The organism is Nocardia wallacei, from assembly GCF_029868745.1.
Lineage (GTDB): Bacteria > Actinomycetota > Actinomycetes > Mycobacteriales > Mycobacteriaceae > Nocardia > Nocardia wallacei_B.
The window spans coordinates 1-19,278 of sequence record NZ_JARWOP010000196.1 but is presented as its reverse complement, the minus strand read 5'-3'; the positions used below and the strand labels follow the sequence as shown (position 1 = coordinate 19,278).

Below are 19,278 nucleotides of genomic sequence, written 5' to 3'. Positions count from 1 at the left end.
GGTGTTTGTGCCCCGCCTGGGGTGTTTTTGTGGGGGCCGGCTGTCTGGATCCTTGGCGGCGTCCCCGGCCACCTAAAAACCCGTAACCGGTCCTAAAACGGGGCGGGGTTGCGGGGGGTGGGGGTGAGGAGACTCTGTTGGTGGTGGGGGGCGTTGGCTGTTTGCTGGATGGCAGGATCGGGGGCATGACTGAACAGACGGTTGGGGCGGCGGCGGATAAGGGGGCGGCTCAGCTGTGGGTTGAGCGGACTGGGACTCGGCGTTATACGGGGCGTAGTTCTCGGGGGGCGGAGGTGCTTGTCGGGTCCGAGGGGGTGGAGGGGGTGTTCACTCCGGGGGAGTTGTTGAAGATCGCGTTGGCGGCTTGTACGGGGATGAGTTCGGATTTTCCGTTGTCCCATCGGCTCGGCGAGAACTATGACGTGACGATTCGGGTGTCGGGGGCCGCTGATCGGGAGAACGAGGTTTATCCGGAACTCGACGAGGTGGTGGAGCTGGATCTGTCCGAACTCGACGATGCGGGGCGGGAACGGCTGCTGGTTACCGTGCAGCGCGCTATCGACAAGGTGTGCACCGTGGGGCGGACCTTGAAGGCGGGGAGCAAGGTGAACCTGACATTTCAGGTGGACGCGTGAGCGATCCGGTCCGGCTCAGCGCCTGGGTGCACGGCCTGGTGCAGGGCGTCGGATTCCGGTGGTCGACTCGGTCGCGGGCGCTCGAATGGGGTCTGGTGGGCTATGCGCGTAACACCAGCGACGGACGAGTGCATGTTATTGCAGAGGGTCCGAGGGACCGATGTGACAAACTGCTGGCGTGGTTGCGGTCCGGCAACACGCCTGGCCGCGTCGACCTGGTTGTGGAAGACTGGGGCGCCGCGCTGGGCGAATTGACCGGATTCGAGGAACGGTAGCGGCGGGGAACAGGGAGTCGATCGTTGGCAAGTGAACAGTCCGGCAACCGTTCCGGAGAGAATCCGGACCCTGGCAAACCTGACGAGTCCGGTGCATCCGGGGCCGACACTGGCAAGGCGACGCCGCCGCCCTCGGAGAATCCACCCCCTGGTTTCGCCGAGCCCACCGCACCGCTACCCGGCATGCCCGACCTGTTTCCTCCCGCGACGGAGGCAGGCGGAATCGGCGTGCCCCCACCCGAACCGCCGCCCGAATCCGGTCCCCCGCGTTCCATGCGCGGCAGTATCCAGCGGCAGGAACCCGGCCTCACCCAGCCTCGCCCCCCGACCGTGGCCGAGGCGCGCGCCCGCGACAAGGCGCGCCGGCGGGCCGAGGAGGCGCAGCGAGCGGCCGAGGAGGCCCTCGCGGCCAAGAAGCGCACCCGCAAGCGGCTGCTGATCGGCGGCGTGGCCGTGGTCGGCATCGCCGCGGTGGTGGGCGCCGGATATCTCACCTACCGCGCGGTCACCGCACCCGACGAGGTCACCGCCTACTGCGTCACCGAAGACAACGGCCAGCAGACGGTCGTCAACGACGACGACTGCGTGCGCGCCCAGCAGTACGCCACCACCTCGGGCGGCGGCTACTACGGCGGCGGCTTCCCGGGCATCTTCATCTACAACGGTCACCAGTACCGCTACTACTACGGCGGCAACAACACCGTCGGCCGGCCGCCCACCGGCGGCAGCACCGTCGCGCCGAAGAGCGCGTCGGTGAAGACCAAGAGCGGCACCATCGTTCGCGGCGGCCTCGGCACCAAGAGCAGCAGCACCAGTGGAGGTTCCTAGTGCGCCGAGTGCGCAGCCAACCGCGGCCGGGCTGGCAGCGGATCATTCAGGATCAGGGCCTGGTCTTCGGGTCGCCCGGCCGCGACGTGAACGGTCACCCGCGGCCGTACTGGGACGAATCGGTGCACTACGAATTCGACCTGGACGAGATCCTCGCGCTGGAGGCGCAGGTCGAGGTGCTGCATTCGATGTGCCTGCACGCCGTCGAGCAGATCATCCTCACCGAGCGTTTCGCCGATTTCGGTCTGCCGCAATGGAGTTGGGAACCGATCAAGAAGTCCTGGCAGCGCTCGGACCCCTACGTCTACGGCCGGTTCGACCTGCGCTACGACGGCCGCGGCCCCGCGAAACTGCTGGAGTACAACGCCGATACGCCCACCTCGCTGCTGGAGGCGGCGATCGTGCAGTGGCACTGGCTGACCGACACCCACGCCGACGACGATCAATGGAATTCGCTGCACGAGAAGCTGGTCGAGCGCTGGGGTGAGCTGCGCGACACGCTGCCCACCGGCGACCTGCACTTCACCTGGTCCTCGGCCGACGCCTCGGGTGAGGACAACGTCACCACCGCCTACATGCAGGAGACCGCCGCCGAGGCCGGATTCCACACCGTGGCACTGCCGATCGAGGAGATCGGATACGACACGGAGCTGGAACGTTTCGTCGATCTGGCGGAGGCGCCGATCGAATCGCTGTTCAAGCTCTACCCGTGGGAGTGGGCGCTCGACGACGAGTTCGGCAAGCGCGTGGTCGACTCGCTGCCACAGACGATCTGGATCGAACCGCTCTGGAAGTCGATGCTGTCGAACAAGGCGCTGCTGGCGGTGCTGTGGGAGATGTACCCCGGCCATCCGAACCTGCTGCCCGCCTATATCGATGACCCGCACGAACTCACCGAGTACATTCGCAAACCCAAGCTCGGCCGCGAGGGCGCGAACATGACGATCGTCGGCGCGGGCGTGGAGGCCGCCACCGGCGGGGTCTACGGCGAGGAGGGCTTCGTCTACCAGCTGTTCGATCCGCTCCCCGACTTCGACGGCATGCGCCCGGTGCTGGGCGCCTGGATCGTCGGCGACGCCTCGGCCGGCCTGGGCATCCGCGAAACGCCCGGCCTGATCACCGACGACAGCTCGACCTTCGTCCCGCACCGCATTCCACAGCACTGAGACCACATCATCTGGAGGACCATCGATGACCACCTACGCGCTCGAGTCGGGGTATTGGGGGAACGTCGGCCACGGCGTCGGCGCCATCATCTCGTACGCCATCGTCGGCCTGGCGCTCATGCTGATCGGCTTCTTCGCCATCGACGTCACCACGCCCGGCCCCCTGCGCAAGCTGGTGGCCTCCGGCAACCCGAACGCCGTGGTCGTCACCGCCTCGGGAATGGTGAGCATGGCGCTGATCGTGGTGCTGGCGATCTACTCCTCCGGCGGCAAACTGGCCGAGGGACTCATCGCCTCGGCGGTCTACGGCCTCATCGGCATTGTCTCCCAGGTGATCTCGGTACGCGTACTGGAATGGGTGCTCGGCCTGGACATCGGCGATCTGCTGCACGCCGAGCAGTACAAGGTGCAGTCACTGGTCGTCGCGGCCGCCCACCTGGGCCTCGGCCTGGTCGTCGCCTTCGCCATCCTGTAGGGCTCACGCCGCGGTGAACTCGAGCAGCTTCTCCATCGGCCACGTGTTGATGATGCGTTCGGCCGGAACGCCGTTGGCGACGGCCCGCTCGCATCCGTAACCCTGCCAATCCAATTGGCCGGGGGCGTGGGCGTCGGTGTCGACGGCGAAGTAGCAGTCCATCTCCACGGCCAGCCGCATCAGGCGGCTGGGCGGGTCGCGGCGCTCGGGGCGGCTGTTGATCTCCACCGCGGTGCCGTAGCTGCGGCACGCCTCGAACACCACCTCGGCGTCGAACTGCGACTCCGGCCGGGTGCCGCGGCCGCCGGTCACCAACCGGCCCGTGCAGTGCCCGAGCACGTCCACATTCGGGTCGGCGACCGCGTACACCATGCGCCGGGTCATGGTCTCGCTGTCGGCGCGCAGCTTGGAATGCACACTGGCGACGACGATGTCGAGCCGCGCCAGCAAGTCGGCCTCCTGATCGAGGGTGCCGTCCTCGAGGATGTCGACCTCGATCCCGGTGAGAATCCGGAACGGCGCCAGCTCCTCGTTCAGCTCCGCCACCACGTCCAGCTGCCGCCGCAACCGGTCCGCGGACAGCCCGTTGGCCACGGTCAGCCGCGGCGAATGATCGGTGAGCGCGCAGTATTCGTGTCCGAGGGCGACGGCCGTGCGCATCATCTCTTCGATCGGACTGCCGCCGTCGGACCAGTCGGAGTGGGTGTGCAGATCCCCGCGCAGCTGCTTGCGCAACGGCGCACCCTCCGGGCCGAGTGGCCTTGCGGCCGTGCGCAATTCGGTCAGCCTATCCGGCAACCGGCCCGCGGATGCCTGCGCGATCGCGTCGGCGGTCTTCGGGCCGATCCCCGGAAGTTCCTGCCAGCCACCGTTTCTGCGGTAGCCGTCGTACTGCTCCGGCGAGAGGGCGGCCACCACATCGGCCGCCCGCCGGTAGGCCTTCACGCGATGGGTCTCGGCGCGGGAGCGCTCCATCCAGAACGCAATCTCCCGCAGCGCCTGCACCGGGCCCGGAACATGTTCTGCCACTAGCGAATCCGTACGTACTTCACGAAGGCGACACCGTCCTCGAAGACACGGCTGGTCAGCACCCGGAACCGGGCGGGCTCGGGCAGCCGGACGCCGCCGCCGAACAGCGGGCGACCGCTGCCGAGCACGATCGGGTACAACTTCAGGAATACCTGGTCTATCTCCGGCAGCAGCACCTGCGCGAGTTCGCCGCCGCCGCACAGCCAGATGCCGAGTCCCTTCTCCCGCTTGAGTTCTCGCACCCGTTCGAGTGGATCGGCGGAGATCAGTTCCACGTCCAGGGCCGGGTTCTCGGGCAGCGTCGTGGAGACCACGTACTGCCGCAGATGCGCGTACGGACTGGAAGTGCCGGTGCGCACGCCGAAGTCGTGGGTCTTACGGCCCATCAGCACGGTGTCGAAGTAGCGGTTGGGCTTGTCGATACCCAGTGACTCCCGCACCTTCGCGGGCAGGGTCTCGGGGTACTGCGCCGTGATCGCCGGCTGATGATCACCTCCGACCGGGAAGAAGTCGACGGAGCCGTCCTCGGTGGCGATGAACCCATCGATCGTCGCAGCGACGTAGTAGGTCAGCTTGCGCATCTCTGCTCCCTTCCCGTGCCATCGACGGTGCCGATGGGCGCACCGACACAGCGGCCACACTCAAAACGGTAGCGCTTCACACCGACGCCGAACACAGTTCGGTGCGCGAACCGGTCCTATCCACGCGGCCTGCGCTGGCAGCGCGGGCAGGAGAACGAGGATCGGTTCATGAACTTTTCCCGCACCATCGGCGCACCGCAGCGCCGGCACGGCTCGTCCTCGCGGCCGTAGGCGGCCAGCGCGCGCTCGAAGTAGCCGGATTGGCCGTTGACATTGACGTACAGCGCGTCGAACGAGGTGCCGCCGACCTCCAGCGCCTCGGTCATCACCGCCCGCACCTCGGTCAGCAGCCCGTGCAGGGCGGGCCGGGTGAGCTTGGCGGCGATCCGCTCGCCGTGCAGCCGCGACCGCCACAGCGCCTCGTCGGCATAGATGTTCCCGACGCCCGACACCACGGTCTGATCCAGCAGCACCCGCTTGATCTCGGACTGCTTGGCCCGCATCACGCGCACCACCGCGTCGGCGTCGAAGCGCGGGTCCAGCGGATCGCGGCCGATGTGCGCGACCGCCTCCGGGACCAGGGTGCCATCCACCTCGATCAGCGGATGCAACGCCCAGCCGCCGAACGTGCGCTGGTCCACGAACCGCAACTGCGCGCCCGAATCCAGGGTCGCGACGATGTGGGCATGCTTCTCCAGCGGGGCGTCGGCGGGCTGCACCAGCATCTGCCCGCTCATCCCGAGATGCACGACCAGGGCGAGATCCGGATCGTCGAAGGTCAGCCAGAGGAACTTGCCCCGCCGCTGCGCCGACTCGACCCGCAGCCCGGCCAGCTCCGCGGCCAAATGGTCACCGCCGAGCAGATGCCTGCGCACCGAACGCGGATGCTTGACCGCGACGGATTCGATGACACTGCCGACCACGTGCTCGGCCAGCCCCCGCCGGACCGTCTCGACCTCGGGTAGTTCGGGCACCGCTACTCCTCTTGGCTCACCAACGCAGAAATCGCCCGCCGACCACGCGCGGTGCGTGGTCTCACGAGCGATTGTTCGCGGCCGGACGGGCGAACCCGCCGGGCCTAGCTGTCGACGGTCAGCGCCTGCCAGGCCGCGCCGGCCGCCTTCTGTTCCGCTTCCTTCTTCGACCGGCCGATGCCCTTGCCGTAGGCCTGGCCGCCGACCATCGCGGTCGCGGTGAATTCCTTGTCGTGGTCGGGGCCGGTCGAAGTGATCTCGTAGCTGGGCACGCCGATGCCGCGCTCGGCGGTCAGCTCCTGCAGGCTGGTCTTCCAATCCAGCCCGGCGCCCATGCGGGGCCCGCGCTCGAGCAGATCCGCAAACAGCCGCAGCACCACGCTGCGGGCGACATCGATCCCGTGCTCCAGATGCACCGCGCCGAGCAGCGACTCCATGCCGTCGGCCAGGATGCTCGGCTTGTCGCGACCGCCGGTCAGCTCCTCGCCCTTGCCCAGCAGCAGATGCCGGCCCAGGCCGCCCTCGCCGAGACCACGGGCGACCTCGGCCAGCGCGTGCATGTTGACCACGCTCGCCCGCAGCTTCGCCAGCTCGCCCTCGGATTTCTCCGGGTGCTCGAGATACAGGCGCTCGGTGATGCTCAGACCGAGCACCGAATCACCGAGGAACTCCAGGCGTTCGTTGGTCGGCAGACCGCCGTTCTCGTAGGCGTAGGAGCGGTGGGTGAGGGCGAGCCGGAGCAGGTCCGGGCGCACCTCCACGCCGAGCGCCTCGAGGAGCGAGGTCTCGTCGGCGGCCTCGCCCACGGCGGGAGCTTCCGCTCCATCCTTGCTGGCGGTCACGTTCGCTACCGGATGGGCGCTCAGATTGCCGAAGCGACCTGACGGCCCTTGTAGGTGCCACAGCTCGGGCACGCGATGTGCGGCAGCGTCTTCTGACCGCAGGCCCGGTTCGGGCAGGTGATCAGGGTCGGCGCGGTGGCCTTCCACTGGCTGCGCCGCGAGCGGGTATTGGCACGGGACATCCGGCGCTTCGGAACGGCCACGACTACTTCTCCTCTGTTCTGGAACCTGCCGAGCCGTTTCGGCCCGCAAGCGATCGGTTTACGTCTGTTTGCGCGTCGGTGTCGGAGACACCGGCGCCGGGCGCCTCGGCCGCGAATCCCGCGAGCCCGGCCCAGCGAGGGTCAAGTATCTCATGCCCGTGATCCGGACCCGCAATCGCCATCCGCACACCGCATTCGGCGCACAGCCCGGCACAGTCGGGCTCGCACAGCGGCTGCAACGGCAACTCCAGGCCGATGGCATCGACGATCACCGGTTCCAGATCGATCCGGTCGTCCACCAGGCGGTAGACCTCGTCGTCGTCGGTGGTCCGCTCGGTGGCGCTGTCCGGGTAGGCGAACAGCTCGGTGATCTGGATGTCGATCTCGTCGGTGAACGACTCGAGGCAGCGCGAGCACTCCCCCGCCAGCTCTCCCCGCACGGCGCCGGTGACCAGCACGCCCTCCGAAACCGCCTGCAGTGTCAGATCGAGATCGAGATCGCTGCCGGCCGGGATGGCGATCATCTCCAGGCCGATCCGCTCCGGCGCGGTCACGGTCCGGCGCACCTGCTTGATCGAACCGGGCGCGCGCCCGAGGCTACGAGTGTCCAGCACGAAGTCACCGTCGGCGGGACGACGATCGACCGACCGACGACGCGAACCGGAACCGGATTCGGCGGGCATCACGAACTCACTCACATATTCGACGGGGATTTGAACAACCACCCACGATACGCGAACAGCGGTTTTCTACCCAAACCGCAGATAGGAACCTGTCACCTGCCGAATTCAGCGGCGTAATCGGGGACGCCGCCGCCCGCGCGGAGTTGCTGGCGGCCGCGGCCGACGGTCCGCAGGGCGCCGTGCAACGTCTCCTCGAAGTCGGCCAGCTTGGAGTCCACGTAGAGGTCGCATTCCGCGCGCAGCCGGTCGGACTCGGTCTGCGCGGAGTCGATGAGCCGGGCGGACTCGGCGTGGGCGGCCCGGACCACCTCGGTCTGAGTGACCAAGCGCTCCTGTTCGGCACGGCCGTCGGCGACCGACCGCTCGTAGGCGGCCTGTCCCGCCGCGATCATCCGCTCGGACTCGGTGCGCGCGCGGCCGGTGACCGATTCGTATTCGGCCTTGCCGTCCGCGATGACCCGTTCGGCCTCGGCCTGGGCGGTGGCGACGAGGTGGTCGGCGTGGGCACCGGCCTCGGCGACCATCCGGTCGGCGTGCGCCTTGGCGTCGGACAGGATGCGGTCGGCCTCCTCGCGGGCCGCCGTGACGGTCTGCCTGGCCTGTTCGTCGGCGGTGGTGACGGTGGTGTCGGCGGTGTCGCGGGCGTCGGAGACGATTTTGTCGCGGTGGTCCAGGACGTCCTGCGCATCGTCGAGTTCACCGGGAATGGCGTCGCGCACGTCGTCGAGCAGCTCGAGCACATCGCCGCGGGGAACGATGCAGTTTCGGGTCGGCGGGATGCCCCGCGCCTCCTCCACGATCGCGACCAGTTCGTCGAGTGCTTCGAATACGCGGTACATCTGCTGACCCCACTCTCCTACCGAACTCTCGCGGCGGATTCCGCCGCCAGCCTATTGCAGCCTGGGCTCAGTGTGCCTCTCGTCACGATCGTCTGCCCAGTTCACTCGCGGTGTGTCGTGGGTGTGTTTCCTATGCCACAAAAATCAAGTGGAGGAAATCTCTCCACTTGGTGATATCTTTTGTACTGAGCGGTAGACCAGCCGGGCGCACCGCATGCCTCGGGGCACCCGGCGACATGGATCGGAATGACGATGGCTGTCCTGTATCCGGTACATCGAGGACTGGGGGCCGACCCCCAGCCCGGCTTCGATGTACCCGCACAGCCTGACGGGGACGTCGCTGGTCGACCCGCCCGGCGTAGCCGGTGGTCGTTCTATTGGCTGGCCTGGCTGCCGCTGGGTCTGGCCGTGCCACCGCCCGAGGCCTTCCTTACTCCGCGCCGCGACGAACCGTCCCGATCCGCGCCGAAGGTGCGTCAGCCGACCCTGTTGTCGCGTCTCACCACGGGTGGATTGTCCCGGGGCGCCGCCCAACATCACCCACGCTCGGGCAGTTCGGACACGCTGGTCGAGGACCGCCCCGAGATACCGGAGATCGAGCAGGCGCCGGACGCCACCGGGCGGCGGACGGCCCGGCAGCTGGGGGCCTACCTGCGCGGTGACAAGTGGCTGCCGCAGCTGATCCGGTTCGCGCTGGTCGGCGGGTTCAGCAATATCGGCTACTTCCTCTTGTTCATGGCCTGCTACGGCGGCGGTGCACAGCTGGCGAATCTCACGGGATCGATCGTGAGCACCGCGCTGGCCAACGAGATGCACCGGCGTCTGACCTTCCACGCCGCCGATCGCGTCGGCTGGCTCACCGCGCAGCTCGAGGGTGGCGGCCTGGCGCTGGCCGGGCTCGCCATCACCTCCGCCTCGCTGGCGGCGCTCGATTTCATCGCCCCGGGCATGAGTGATGTGGCCGAGGCGCTCGCGGTCATCGCCATCGCGGCCGCGGTCGGCACATTGCGCTTCCTCACCTTGCGGCTCTGGGTCTTCTGACCCGATCTCCCGGCCGTCCCTGCAACCGGTGCGTCAACCGGTACAGGGTGCGGGAAGAAGCTGGTCGAACGAGCAAGGAACCGCATCGGGTTACCCGGCGTCCAAGGACAGCAAACGCCTTTCCGTGTACTCGATGTGGAGGTCCAGCGATGAAACGTTGCCCGGGATGCCGTACATCAGCCCGCAGCGGAACGCGACCCGACGCCTTGCGCTTCCGCCCTTACACCACCCCCGCCATACGGTGCGACCGCCTCACCTCACCACGACTGCGCCGCCCCCGAACCGATCGCGACCCCGAATGAGCACCCCGGCCCATCCCCCACCCGCCGCCGACCAGGCCGCGCTGCCCGGGCGGGTGAACCGCGCCGAAGCCGGTCGCACCGAGCCACCCGGGCGGCCATTGAACTGCGAGACCGGTCGCGCCGCACCACCGGGGCGACCGACGAACCGCGCCGAGACCGGGCACGCCCCGCCACCAGCCCGGCGGACGAACGCGGCAGGCCGCACCGCACCGCCCGGGCGACCACCGAACTCCACCGCGGCCGGTCATGTCGCACCGCCTGGACTGTCGCCCGACCGTGCCGAGGCCGGGCACAGCCCGCCGCACGTGCCGCCACCGCACTCCACCGCGGCCGGTCGTGCCGCGCTGCCCGGACTGTCGCCGAACTGCGCCGAGGCTGGGCACAGTCCGCCGTCTGTGCCGCCACCGGGCTGGGGCGAGGCCTCGCGGGCTACGCTGCCTGAGCCGTGTGCCGACTATGCGGATACCGGGAAAGCCAAGGCGCACACCGGGATTCACCGCCGTCGGGAGGTTGTCCGGCGGGGTGTCAGCGATGACGAGATTCGGCGACGGTGTTCGGGCGGGCGGTGGCGGCGGCTGCGGCGTGGGGCGTATGCCGATGAGGCGGCGTTCGCGGGGCTGGATGCCATGGCTCGGCATCGTGTCCTCGCCGACGCGGTGCTGCCGGATCTGGCCACCGACGCGATCCTGAGTCATCAGTCGGCGGCGGTGATCTACGGTGCGCCGGTGTGGGTCGCGCTGCTCGGGCGGATCGACGTCACTCGCAACCGCCGCAACGGCGGGCGGATCCGGCCGGATATGAAGGTGCACTGCGCTCCGGTAGACACGGTCGCCGAGCTGGACGGGTTCGTGCTCACCACACCCGCGCGCACGATCGTCGACGTGGCTCGCACCGCGCCGTTCGAAGCGGCGGTCGTCGTCGGCGACGCGCTCGCTCGCGAATACGGCGTCACGCCGGACGATCTGGATGTGGAGCTGGAGCTGGCGCACCGGCGGCACGGTGTCGCCGCGGCGCGGCGGGTGGTGGATTTCCTGGATCCGCACAGCGAGAGCGTCGGCGAGTCCCGCAGCCGGGTGATGCTGCGGCGGCTCGGCCTGCCGCGGCCGCGATCGCAAGGCGACGTCTATGGCGGTGCGGGGCGAATGCTCGGCCGCGTCGACTTCTATTTCGGCGACACGGGCGTGGTCGCCGAATTCGACGGTCGCGTCGCGTATGGGCGCGCGTGGCAGCCCGGCCAAGATATGAGCGAGGCGGTGCGGGCCGAGCGAAGTCGCGAGGATGCCTTGCGCGGCAGCGGTTTACAGGTGGTTCGCTGGACCTGGGACGAACTCGCCACGGGCGAGGCGGCGCCGCGGCTGCGCGCCGCGTTCGGCCGCGCCCGGCGGGTCCGGCCGGAGGGTTTCATCTGCCAGGCCGCGCTGCCGGAGCCGAAACCGCTTGCGGTGCGCGCACTGTGAGCCCGCCGCCGGCCGTATCGCGCCTGCCGCGAGGTACGGCCGGTGCGGGTACCTGTTAGCGTTCGAGCATGGCTGGAGCACTGTGCCCCGGGTCGTTCGATCCGGTGACCAATGGGCATATCGATATGATCGGGCGGGCCGCCGCGCAGTTCGACGAGGTCGTCGTGACGGTGATGATCAACAAGAGCAAGCAGGGCATGTTCACCGTCGACGAGCGCATCGAAATGCTCCGCGACGCCACCGCCGACCTGCCGAACGTCCGCATCGAATCCTGGCACGGGCTGCTGGTGGAGTTCGCCCGCGAACAGGGCATCACCGCCATCGTCAAGGGCCTGCGCGACGCCACCGACTTCGGCTACGAACTGCAGATGGCGCAGATGAACAAGAAACTCTCCGGTGTCGACACCTATTTCCTCGCCACAAGCCCCACCCATAGCTACCTGTCCAGCTCCCTGGTGAAGGAGGTAGCCACCTTCGGCGGCGACGTCACCGGCATGCTCCCCGACGCCGTCCACAAACGCCTCCTCACCCGCATCGCCGAACGCCGCAACTGACCCGTCCGCCCGCCGTCGCCCAACAGGCGGCCGACACGGGGCCACACTCGGTCGAGGATGCCCTCCATGACGCGGCCCTCGGTGAGCGCCGGTCGACGAAAAGGCGCTCGGCGACGCGGCGGTCAACGAGGATGCGCTCAGCGAGAATGCGCTCGGCCAGGACCGCTCGGCGAAGGGGCGTGTTCGGCGGTGCCTGGGCGAGGGCCGTGGTGGGTGGCTACAGGCCGTGGCGGCGGTCGCCGGTAACCAGTTGGCCGACTTGGGCTTCCGCTGCTGCGGAGAAGGGGGCGCGGGAGGCTTCTACGGCGCGCTGGATCTCCTCGGTGACGAGGTCGGCGTTGATCTGGCCGCCGGCGACTGCGCCTGCCGCGGCGGCGCCACCAACTTGGGCGGAGAGGTCGGCGACATTGCCCGCGACCCACACTCCGGGCACCTCGGTGCGGCCGGCCGGGTCGGCGGGGATGTGGTCGCCCATCCCGCTCGGATGCGCCACCGGGTGCAGACCCAGATCCGCCAGGAATCCGGCCCGCGCCACCATGCGCGGCGGCGCTGCCAGCACCTCGCGGGCGATCACGGTGCCGTCGGCCAGCCGCACGCCTGTGAGATGGTCGTCGCTGATCTCCAGGTTCGCCACCTCGCCGGTCACCACCCGGATGCCCCGCGCGGCCAACTGCTCGGCCTGCTCACCGGTCGGTGCCGCCATGGTGTGACAGAACAACGTGACGTCATCGCTCCACTGCCGCCACAGCAACGCACCATGCACAGACATCGGCCCGTTCGCGAGCACCCCGATCGCCCGATCCCGCACCTCCCATCCATGGCAGTACGGACAGTGCACGACATCGCGCCCCCACCGTTCCCACAACCCGGCCACCTCGGGCAACTCATCGGCCAGCCCACTGGCGACCAATATTCGCCGAGCCCGCACACTCCGCCCATCCGCCAGCACAACGGTGAACCCGTCCTCATCCGACTGCGCACGCGACTCACCCCGCGCACCGGGCACCTGGCGCGAACTGGCCGCGCGGTCCGGTTGCGCGGCAGCCGGCCTGTCCCCGCGGATCACGGTCTCGACGGTCCCGGAAATGATGTGCCCGCCGTAGGTGCGGACTTCGGTTCGGCCTCGGGCGAGGAGTTCGGCGGGCGGCATGCCCTCGCGGGCCAGCAGGCCGTGTACGGCGCCGGCGGGGGCGTTGCGCGGGCTGCCGGAATCGATTACTGCTACCGAGCGGCGGGCGCGGGCCAGCATCAGCGCACCGTTCAGTCCGGCCGCGCCTCCGCCGATTACGACTACGTCGTAGTGGTCCCTCAGTTCGTCGGTCATCTCGACCACCTCCTTGTCTACGACCATGCGTGCCGATCGGTCGTTTGCGCAAAGTTCTTTGCCGGAATGGCAAAATGGGAGGTATGCAGAACATCGACCAGGCACTCGACGCGGTCGGCCCGCGGTTACGTACGCTGCGGCGGCAGCGCGAGACCACGCTCGCCGACCTGTCCGCCGTGACGGGCATCTCGGTGAGCACGCTGTCCCGGCTGGAATCCGGCGCACGGCGGCCGACGCTCGAACAGTTGCTTCCGCTGGCCCGCGCCCACGGCGTCACCCTCGACGAACTCGTGGACGCACCGCTCACCGGAGACCCGCGCGTCCATATGCGCCCGATCTCTCATCACGGGATGACCATGGTGCCGCTCACGCGCAGGCCGGGCGGCATCCAGGCGTACAAGATGGTGCTCGACCCTGAAGACCGCTCCGGCGAGCCGAACCCGCAGACGCACGAGGGATACGACTGGGTCTATGTCCTCAACGGCCGACTGCGGTTGATCCTCGGCGAACACGATCTGGTGCTGTCCCCCGGCGAGGCGGCCGAATTCGACACCCGGGTGCCGCACTGGTTCGGTGCGGCCGGTTCCGAACCGGTCGAACTACTCAGCCTCTTCGGCAAGCAGGGCGAACGCGCACACCTGCGCGCCCGCCCCAAAGGCCCCGGCGCATAACGCCTCTCACGCCTCCGGCTCGAATTCGGCCATCTCGATCCGCGTTTCGCCGTAGCGCCGCGCCTTCCGCACGGAAAAGCCTGTCGGCCAGTCGATCTCGGGTGAGCGCACCGACCGCTCCACGACCACGGTGGCGTACTCGCGCAGCCAGCCCCCGGCCGTCAACGTTGTCAGATCCGCTGCCACCTCGGCGGCGTCGAGCGCATACGGCGGATCGGAGAACACCAGATCGTACGGTTCGCCGGGCGTCCCGGACAGCACCGAACCCACCGCGCCCGCCCGCAATTCGGCACCGGCCAGACCGAGGTCGGCGATATTGCCCCGCACGACGGCCGCCGCCTTCCGATCGGACTCGACGAGCAGTGCGTGCGACGCTCCGCGCGACAGCGCCTCCAGGCCCAGCGCCCCCGACCCGGCATACAGATCCAGCACCCGCACACCATCGAAGTCGATCCGAGCCGTCAACGCACTGAACAGCGCTTCGCGCACCCGGTCGGAGGTCGGCCGAGTCCCCGCCGGCGGCACCCGCAACCGCCGCCCACCTGCCACACCCGCCACAATCCGGGTCATCGCCCGACCACGCCCGCGATAACCCGGCCGCGGCCGGGGCCTCCCGCGGCCGCCGCCCTCACTCCGCCGCAGCCTCGTTCACGCGCAGGTCGACCAGGAGATCGCCGCCCTCGACCTGCTGCACCTTGCCGATGGCGACGCGACGCACGGTCCCGGCGCGCGGCGCGGTGATAGCGGCCTCCATCTTCATAGCCTCGATGGTGCCGACGGTGTCACCCGCGGCCACCGTGTCACCCTCGGCCACGACCAGCGTGACGACACCGGCGAACGGCGCCGCGATATGCCCGGGATCGGTCTTGTCGGCCTTCTCGGCGACCGGCACCTCACTGGCGATCGAGCGATCGCGCACGGTGACCGGGCGCAGTTGCCCGTTGAGGATGCACATCACCGTCCGCATGCCGCGGTCGTCGGGTTCGGAGATGGCCTCCAACCCGATGAGCAAGGTCACGCCCTTCTCCAACTGCACCCGGTGTTCCTCACCGTGGCGCAGCCCGTAGAAGAACTGGTTGGCCGACAGCCCCGAGGTGTCACCGTATTTCTCACGGTGCGCGAGGAATTCGGCGGCCGGTCCCGGAAACAGCAAGCGGTTCAACGTCGCCCGGCGCTCGTCCGAGTTGCCGTTCAGCCCCGCCTCGTCCGCGGCCGACAGCTGTGTCTCCGGCTTAGCGGGACCGCGCCCGGCCAGCGCCCGGCTGCGGAACGGCTCGGGCCAGCCACCGGCCGGTGTGCCGAGTTCGCCACGCAGGAAACCGATAACGGAATCGGGGATGTCGAAGCGCCCTGGGTCACTGGCGAACTCGTCGACCGTCACACCCGAACCCACCAGCGACAACGCCAGGTCCCCGACCACCTTCGACGACGGCGTCACCTTCACCAGCCGTCCCAGCAACCGGTCCGCCGCAGCGTATTTGGCTTCCACCTCTTCGAACCGGTCACCCAGACCCAGTGCGATCGCCTGCTGCCGCAGATTCGACAGCTGCCCGCCCGGAATCTCGTGGTGGTACACCCGCCCCGTCGGCCCCGGCAGCCCGGATTCGAACGGCGCGTACACCTTTCGCAGCGCCTCCCAGTACGGCTCCAGATCACACACGTTCTGCAGATCGAGTCCGGTATCGAACGGCGAATTGGCCGCCGCCGCAACGATTGCCGACAGCGCGGGCTGAGAGGTGGTGCCCGCCATCGGCGCCGACGCCCCGTCGACCGCGTCGGCACCCGCATGCCACGCCGCCAGGTAGGTCGCCAGCTGGCCGCCCGGGGTGTCGTGCGTGTGCACGTGCACCGGCAGATCGAAGTTCTCCCGCAACGCGGTCACCAGCGTGTGCGCGGCGGGCGCGCGCAGCAGCCCGGCCATGTCCTTGATGCCGATGACATGCGCCCCGGCCTGGACGATCTGCTCGGCCAGCTTCAGGTAGTAGTCGAGGGTGTAGAGATTCTCGTCCGGGTTCGACAGATCCCCGGTGTAGCTCATCGCGACTTCGGCCAGGGCCGTACCGGTTTCGCGCACCGCGTCGATCGCCGGGCGCATCTGATCGACGTTGTTCAGCGCGTCGAAGATGCGGAAGATGTCGATACCGGTCGCGGTCGCCTCGGAAACGAAAGCGCGCGTGACCTTCTCCGGATACGGCGTGTACCCGACGGTGTTGCGGCCCCGCAGCAGCATCTGCAGATTGATATTCGGGATCGCCTCGCGCAGGGCGGCCAGCCGCTCCCACGGGTCTTCGTGCAGAAACCGCAGCGCCACATCGTAAGTCGCGCCACCCCAGCACTCGATCGACAGCAGCTCCGGAGTCATCCGGGCGACGTGCCCGGCGACCTGCAACAGGCCGTTGGTGCGCACCCGCGTCGCCAGCAGCGACTGATGCGCGTCGCGGAAGGTGGTGTCGGTGACCCCGACCGCCTTCTGCTCACGCAGCCACCGCGCGAAACCCTCCGGCCCCAGCGCCAGCAACCGCTGACGCGAACCGTCCGGCGGCGGCACGGTCGTATCGATCGACGGCAGCTTGTCGTGCGGATACACCGTGGTCGGGCGCTCACCGTGCGGCTTGTTGACGGTGATGTCGGCCAGGTACGTGAGGATCTTGGTGCCGCGGTCGGCGGAACCGCGCTGCGTCAGCAGGTGCGGCCGCTCATCGATGAACGAGGTGGTGACCCGCCCGGCCCGGAAGTCCGGGTCGTCCAGCACCGCCTGCAGGAACGGGATATTGGTCGAGACACCGCGGATGCGGAACTCCGCGAGCGCGCGCCGTGCCCGCGCCACCGCCTGGCCGAAGTCTCGCCCGCGACAGGTCAGTTTCACCAGCATCGAGTCGAAATAGGCGCCGACCTCCGCGCCCAGGTTGGCGCCGCCGTCGAGGCGAATACCGCCGCCCCCGGGACTGCGGTAGGCGGTGATGCGCCCGGTGTCGGGCCGGAACCCGTTGGCCGAGTCCTCGGTGGTGATCCGGCACTGCATGGCGGCCCCGCGAATACTGATCGCGTCCTGGCTCAGGCCCAGGTCGGCCAGCGATTCCCCGGTCGCGATCCGCAGCTGCGCGCCCACCAGATCGACATCGGTGATCTCCTCGGTCACCGTGTGCTCGACCTGGATGCGCGGGTTCATCTCGATGAAGACGTGATTGCCGCGCTCGTCGAGCAGGAATTCCACCGTGCCCGCGCAGCTGTAACCGATCTGCCGCGCGAACGCCACCGCGTCGGCGCAGATCCGTTCGCGCAGAGCGGGATCCAGGTTCGGGGCGGGCGCCAGCTCGATCACCTTCTGATGCCGCCGCTGCAGCGAACAGTCCCGCTCGAACAGGTGGATGACGTTGCCGTGCTGGTCGGCGAGGATCTGCACCTCGATGTGGCGGGGATTGACCACCGCCTGCTCGAGGAACACCGTCGCGTCGCCGAAGGCCGATTCGGCCTCCCGCATCGCGGCCTCCACGGCCTCGCGCAGCTGCGCCCGATCGGCCACCCGGCGCATGCCGCGCCCGCCACCGCCGGCGACGGCCTTGACGAACACCGGGAACTGCACCGTCTCCGCGGCCGCCAGCAATTCGTCCACGTCGGCCGAGGGCGCGCTCGAGTTCAGCACCGGCAGGCCCGCGGCCTTGGCGGCGGCGATCGCACGCGCTTTGTTACCGGTCAGTTCCAAAACTTCGGCGGAGGGGCCGATGAACGTGATGTTCTCCCGCGCGCAGGCCGCGGCCAGGTCCGGATTCTCCGAGAGAAAGCCGTAACCGGGATATACGGCGTCTGCCCCGGCGGTCTTGGCCGCCTTGATGATCTCCTCGATCGACAGGTAGGCCCGCACCGGATGGCCGGGCTCCCCGATCTGGTACGACTCGTCGGCCTTGAGCCGATGCACCGAATTGCGGTCCTCGTAGGGGAACACCGCGACGGTGCCGATGCCGAGTTCGTAGGCGGCGCGGAACGCCCGAATGGCGATTTCCCCGCGGTTGGCGACCAGCACTTTGGAGAACATCCGATTAAGGTACCTGGCCGATCGGCGACTCCGGACGGCGAATACACCTTCGCAGCCAACCTCACATCAAAACCGTGCCGATCTGCGAATTTGCGTAATCCGCCGGTAACCCGTCGACCGCGGGACAGCACGCGGGAATATTCGTTTTCGGCCGTGGCTTATGCTCGTTGTGCAGCTGGTTCGCTGCGCCGACGAGTTGGAGCCCCGAGCGTCGGACAGCAGCGTCGAAACCGGTCCGTACGGATCGGCCAGAGGGAACCCGGTGGGAATCCGGGACTGTCCCGCAGCGGTATGCAGGAACGACCGCCGTCAACAGCACTGGATGCGCGCATCCGGGAAGCGACGGCCAGTAGGACCGCCCCGACGGGCCTTGCCTGCGAGTCCGAAGACCTGCCGGCTGTGTCGGATACGCCGTATCCGGCGGCCACCGCCTCGTGGAACAGGGCGGGCGGACACCACTACGCACGCCGGATCTGCCGGTGCGAGAAGCGTTTTCGGGCTCCGTCCTCCCCTATGGCGGTGACCTGTGGCTTCCAGCACTGGAGAGAGACCGTGACTGTTCACAACCCTTTCACCGCAACGGTTCTCGGCATTCCGCGGATCGGGCCGCGGCGCGAACTGAAACGCGCGACCGAGAGCTACTGGGCCGGCCGTATCAGCGCGGCCGAACTGCAGGCCGTCGGCCGTGACCTGCGCACCCGTCAACTGGCCGGATTGGCCGCGGCCGGACTGGATTCCGTTCCGGTCGGCACCTTCTCCTTCTACGATCAGATGCTCGACACCGCGGCCATGTTCGGCGCGCTGCCACCCCGCGTGGCCGATATCGCCGATCCGCTGGACCGCTATTTCGCGGCAGCCCGCGGCACGGAGACGGTGGAACCGCTGGAGATGACCAAGTGGTTCGACACCAACTACCACTACCTGGTCCCCGAAATCGGCCCCGGGACCACGTTCGCGCTGCAACCGGACAAACTCCTGAGTGAGCTGCGCGAGGCCCGGGAACTGGGCGTCCCGGCCCGCCCGGTCGTGATCGGTCCCCTGACCTTCTTGAAGCTGGCGAAGGGCATCGACGGGATAGCACCGCTGGACCGGCTGAACGATCTGCTCCCGCACTACCGCGAACTGCTGCGGCTGCTGGCCGCCGAGGGCGCGCAATGGGTGCAAATCGACGAACCGGTGCTGGTCACCGATCTCACCGCCCCCGAACTGGCACTGCTGCGGCGCACGTATGCCGAGCTGGCGGGCGTGCCCCAGCGCCCGGCGATCCTGGTGGCGACCTATTTCGGGCGTCCGGGTGCGGCGCTGCCCGCGCTGGCGGACATGGGCGTAGAGGGCATCGCGCTCGACTTCGTCGCGGGCGCCACCG

The 19,278-nt window shown here is 68.8% G+C and carries 19 protein-coding genes, 1 pseudogene and 1 riboswitch; of the genes and pseudogenes, 10 read left to right on the top strand and 10 right to left on the bottom strand.

Annotated features, from left to right (window positions below; all coding sequences use genetic code 11):
• The first annotated feature begins 185 nt into the window (after positions 1–185).
• From QH470_RS16350 to QH470_RS16330, 5 genes are all read left to right on the top strand, one after another.
• Positions 186–635 (top strand): OsmC family protein, encoded by a 450-nt coding sequence (locus tag QH470_RS16350; RefSeq protein WP_280273222.1) that lies wholly within the window; start codon positions 186–188, stop codon positions 633–635.
• Positions 632–910, top strand: a complete 279-nt coding sequence (locus QH470_RS16345; RefSeq protein WP_280273221.1) for an acylphosphatase — start codon at positions 632–634, stop codon at positions 908–910. The genes QH470_RS16350 and QH470_RS16345 overlap by 4 nt, the downstream gene beginning before the upstream one ends.
• Positions 911–1,195: 285 nt before the next feature.
• Positions 1,196–1,738, top strand: a complete 543-nt coding sequence (locus QH470_RS16340) for a hypothetical protein (protein WP_425302686.1) — start codon at positions 1,196–1,198, stop codon at positions 1,736–1,738.
• Positions 1,738–2,904, top strand: a complete 1,167-nt coding sequence (locus tag QH470_RS16335; RefSeq protein WP_280273219.1) for a glutathionylspermidine synthase family protein — start codon at positions 1,738–1,740, stop codon at positions 2,902–2,904. Before QH470_RS16340 ends, QH470_RS16335 begins: the two co-directional genes overlap by 1 nt.
• A gap of 25 nt (positions 2,905–2,929) precedes the next feature.
• On the top strand, positions 2,930–3,379 hold the full coding sequence (locus QH470_RS16330; RefSeq protein WP_280273218.1) for a DUF350 domain-containing protein: 450 nt from the start codon (positions 2,930–2,932) through the stop codon (positions 3,377–3,379).
• A 3-nt stretch (positions 3,380–3,382) separates the two neighbouring features.
• Here QH470_RS16330 and QH470_RS16325 read toward each other — a convergent pair whose 3' ends face one another.
• The 7 genes from QH470_RS16325 to QH470_RS16295 form a co-directional block, all read right to left on the bottom strand.
• Entirely contained in the window at positions 3,383–4,408 is a 1,026-nt protein-coding gene (locus tag QH470_RS16325) for a PHP domain-containing protein (RefSeq protein WP_280273217.1), read from the bottom strand.
• On the bottom strand, positions 4,408–4,989 hold the full coding sequence (locus QH470_RS16320) for a dihydrofolate reductase family protein (protein ID WP_280273216.1): 582 nt from the start codon (positions 4,987–4,989) through the stop codon (positions 4,408–4,410). Before QH470_RS16320 ends, QH470_RS16325 begins: the two co-directional genes overlap by 1 nt.
• A gap of 116 nt (positions 4,990–5,105) precedes the next feature.
• A complete protein-coding gene (gene mutM / locus QH470_RS16315) occupies positions 5,106–5,963 on the bottom strand; it encodes a bifunctional DNA-formamidopyrimidine glycosylase/DNA-(apurinic or apyrimidinic site) lyase (protein WP_280273215.1) in 858 nt (285 codons plus the stop codon).
• A gap of 104 nt (positions 5,964–6,067) precedes the next feature.
• A complete protein-coding gene (rnc, locus tag QH470_RS16310; protein WP_425302685.1) occupies positions 6,068–6,805 on the bottom strand; it encodes a ribonuclease III in 738 nt (245 codons plus the stop codon).
• A gap of 20 nt (positions 6,806–6,825) precedes the next feature.
• Positions 6,826–7,008 carry a 50S ribosomal protein L32 gene (gene rpmF / locus QH470_RS16305; protein WP_280273214.1) on the bottom strand — a complete coding sequence of 61 codons (183 nt, stop codon included), beginning with the start codon at positions 7,006–7,008 and terminating at the stop codon, positions 6,826–6,828.
• Between the two features lie 2 nt (positions 7,009–7,010).
• A complete protein-coding gene (locus QH470_RS16300; RefSeq protein WP_280273224.1) occupies positions 7,011–7,691 on the bottom strand; it encodes a YceD family protein in 681 nt (226 codons plus the stop codon).
• Between the two features lie 92 nt (positions 7,692–7,783).
• Positions 7,784–8,530: a DivIVA domain-containing protein gene (locus QH470_RS16295; protein ID WP_280273213.1), complete on the bottom strand. Its 747-nt coding sequence runs from the start codon at positions 8,528–8,530 to the stop codon at positions 7,784–7,786.
• A gap of 246 nt (positions 8,531–8,776) precedes the next feature.
• Here QH470_RS16295 and QH470_RS38125 point away from each other — a divergent pair, with 246 nt between their 5' ends.
• The 3 genes from QH470_RS38125 (at position 8,777) to coaD (ending at position 11,884) form a co-directional block, all read left to right on the top strand.
• Positions 8,777–9,571: a GtrA family protein gene (locus QH470_RS38125; RefSeq protein WP_342228449.1), complete on the top strand. Its 795-nt coding sequence runs from the start codon at positions 8,777–8,779 to the stop codon at positions 9,569–9,571.
• A gap of 298 nt (positions 9,572–9,869) precedes the next feature.
• Positions 9,870–11,330 carry a hypothetical protein gene (locus tag QH470_RS16285; RefSeq protein WP_280273212.1) on the top strand — a complete coding sequence of 487 codons (1,461 nt, stop codon included), beginning with the start codon at positions 9,870–9,872 and terminating at the stop codon, positions 11,328–11,330.
• Positions 11,331–11,398: 68 nt separating this feature from the next.
• Positions 11,399–11,884, top strand: coding sequence for a pantetheine-phosphate adenylyltransferase (gene coaD, locus QH470_RS16280; RefSeq protein WP_280273211.1), 486 nt, complete (start codon positions 11,399–11,401; stop codon positions 11,882–11,884).
• Between the two features lie 217 nt (positions 11,885–12,101).
• Here the strand turns inward: coaD and QH470_RS16275 are convergent, their stop codons facing one another.
• On the bottom strand, positions 12,102–13,208 hold the full coding sequence (locus QH470_RS16275) for an NAD(P)/FAD-dependent oxidoreductase (RefSeq protein ID WP_280273210.1): 1,107 nt from the start codon (positions 13,206–13,208) through the stop codon (positions 12,102–12,104).
• Between the two features lie 83 nt (positions 13,209–13,291).
• On the opposite strand from QH470_RS16275, the gene QH470_RS16270 reads away from it, so the two are divergent.
• A complete protein-coding gene (locus QH470_RS16270) occupies positions 13,292–13,879 on the top strand; it encodes a helix-turn-helix domain-containing protein (protein ID WP_280273209.1) in 588 nt (195 codons plus the stop codon).
• Positions 13,880–13,885: 6 nt separating this feature from the next.
• On the opposite strand, the gene rsmD is transcribed toward QH470_RS16270, so the two are convergent.
• The gene (gene rsmD, locus QH470_RS16265; RefSeq protein WP_280273208.1) at positions 13,886–14,449 is read right to left on the bottom strand and encodes a 16S rRNA (guanine(966)-N(2))-methyltransferase RsmD; all 564 of its coding nucleotides are present in this window, start codon (positions 14,447–14,449) and stop codon (positions 13,886–13,888) included.
• Between the two features lie 58 nt (positions 14,450–14,507).
• Complete coding sequence (locus tag QH470_RS16260; RefSeq protein ID WP_280273207.1) at positions 14,508–17,912, bottom strand: pyruvate carboxylase; 3,405 nt, start codon at positions 17,910–17,912, stop codon at positions 14,508–14,510.
• Positions 17,913–18,126: 214 nt separating this feature from the next.
• Positions 18,127–18,324, top strand: a riboswitch (cobalamin riboswitch).
• A gap of 101 nt (positions 18,325–18,425) precedes the next feature.
• On the opposite strand from QH470_RS16260, the pseudogene QH470_RS16255 reads away from it, so the two are divergent.
• Positions 18,426–19,278 (top strand): annotated as a pseudogene (locus tag QH470_RS16255) (5-methyltetrahydropteroyltriglutamate--homocysteine S-methyltransferase); the annotation flags it as partial.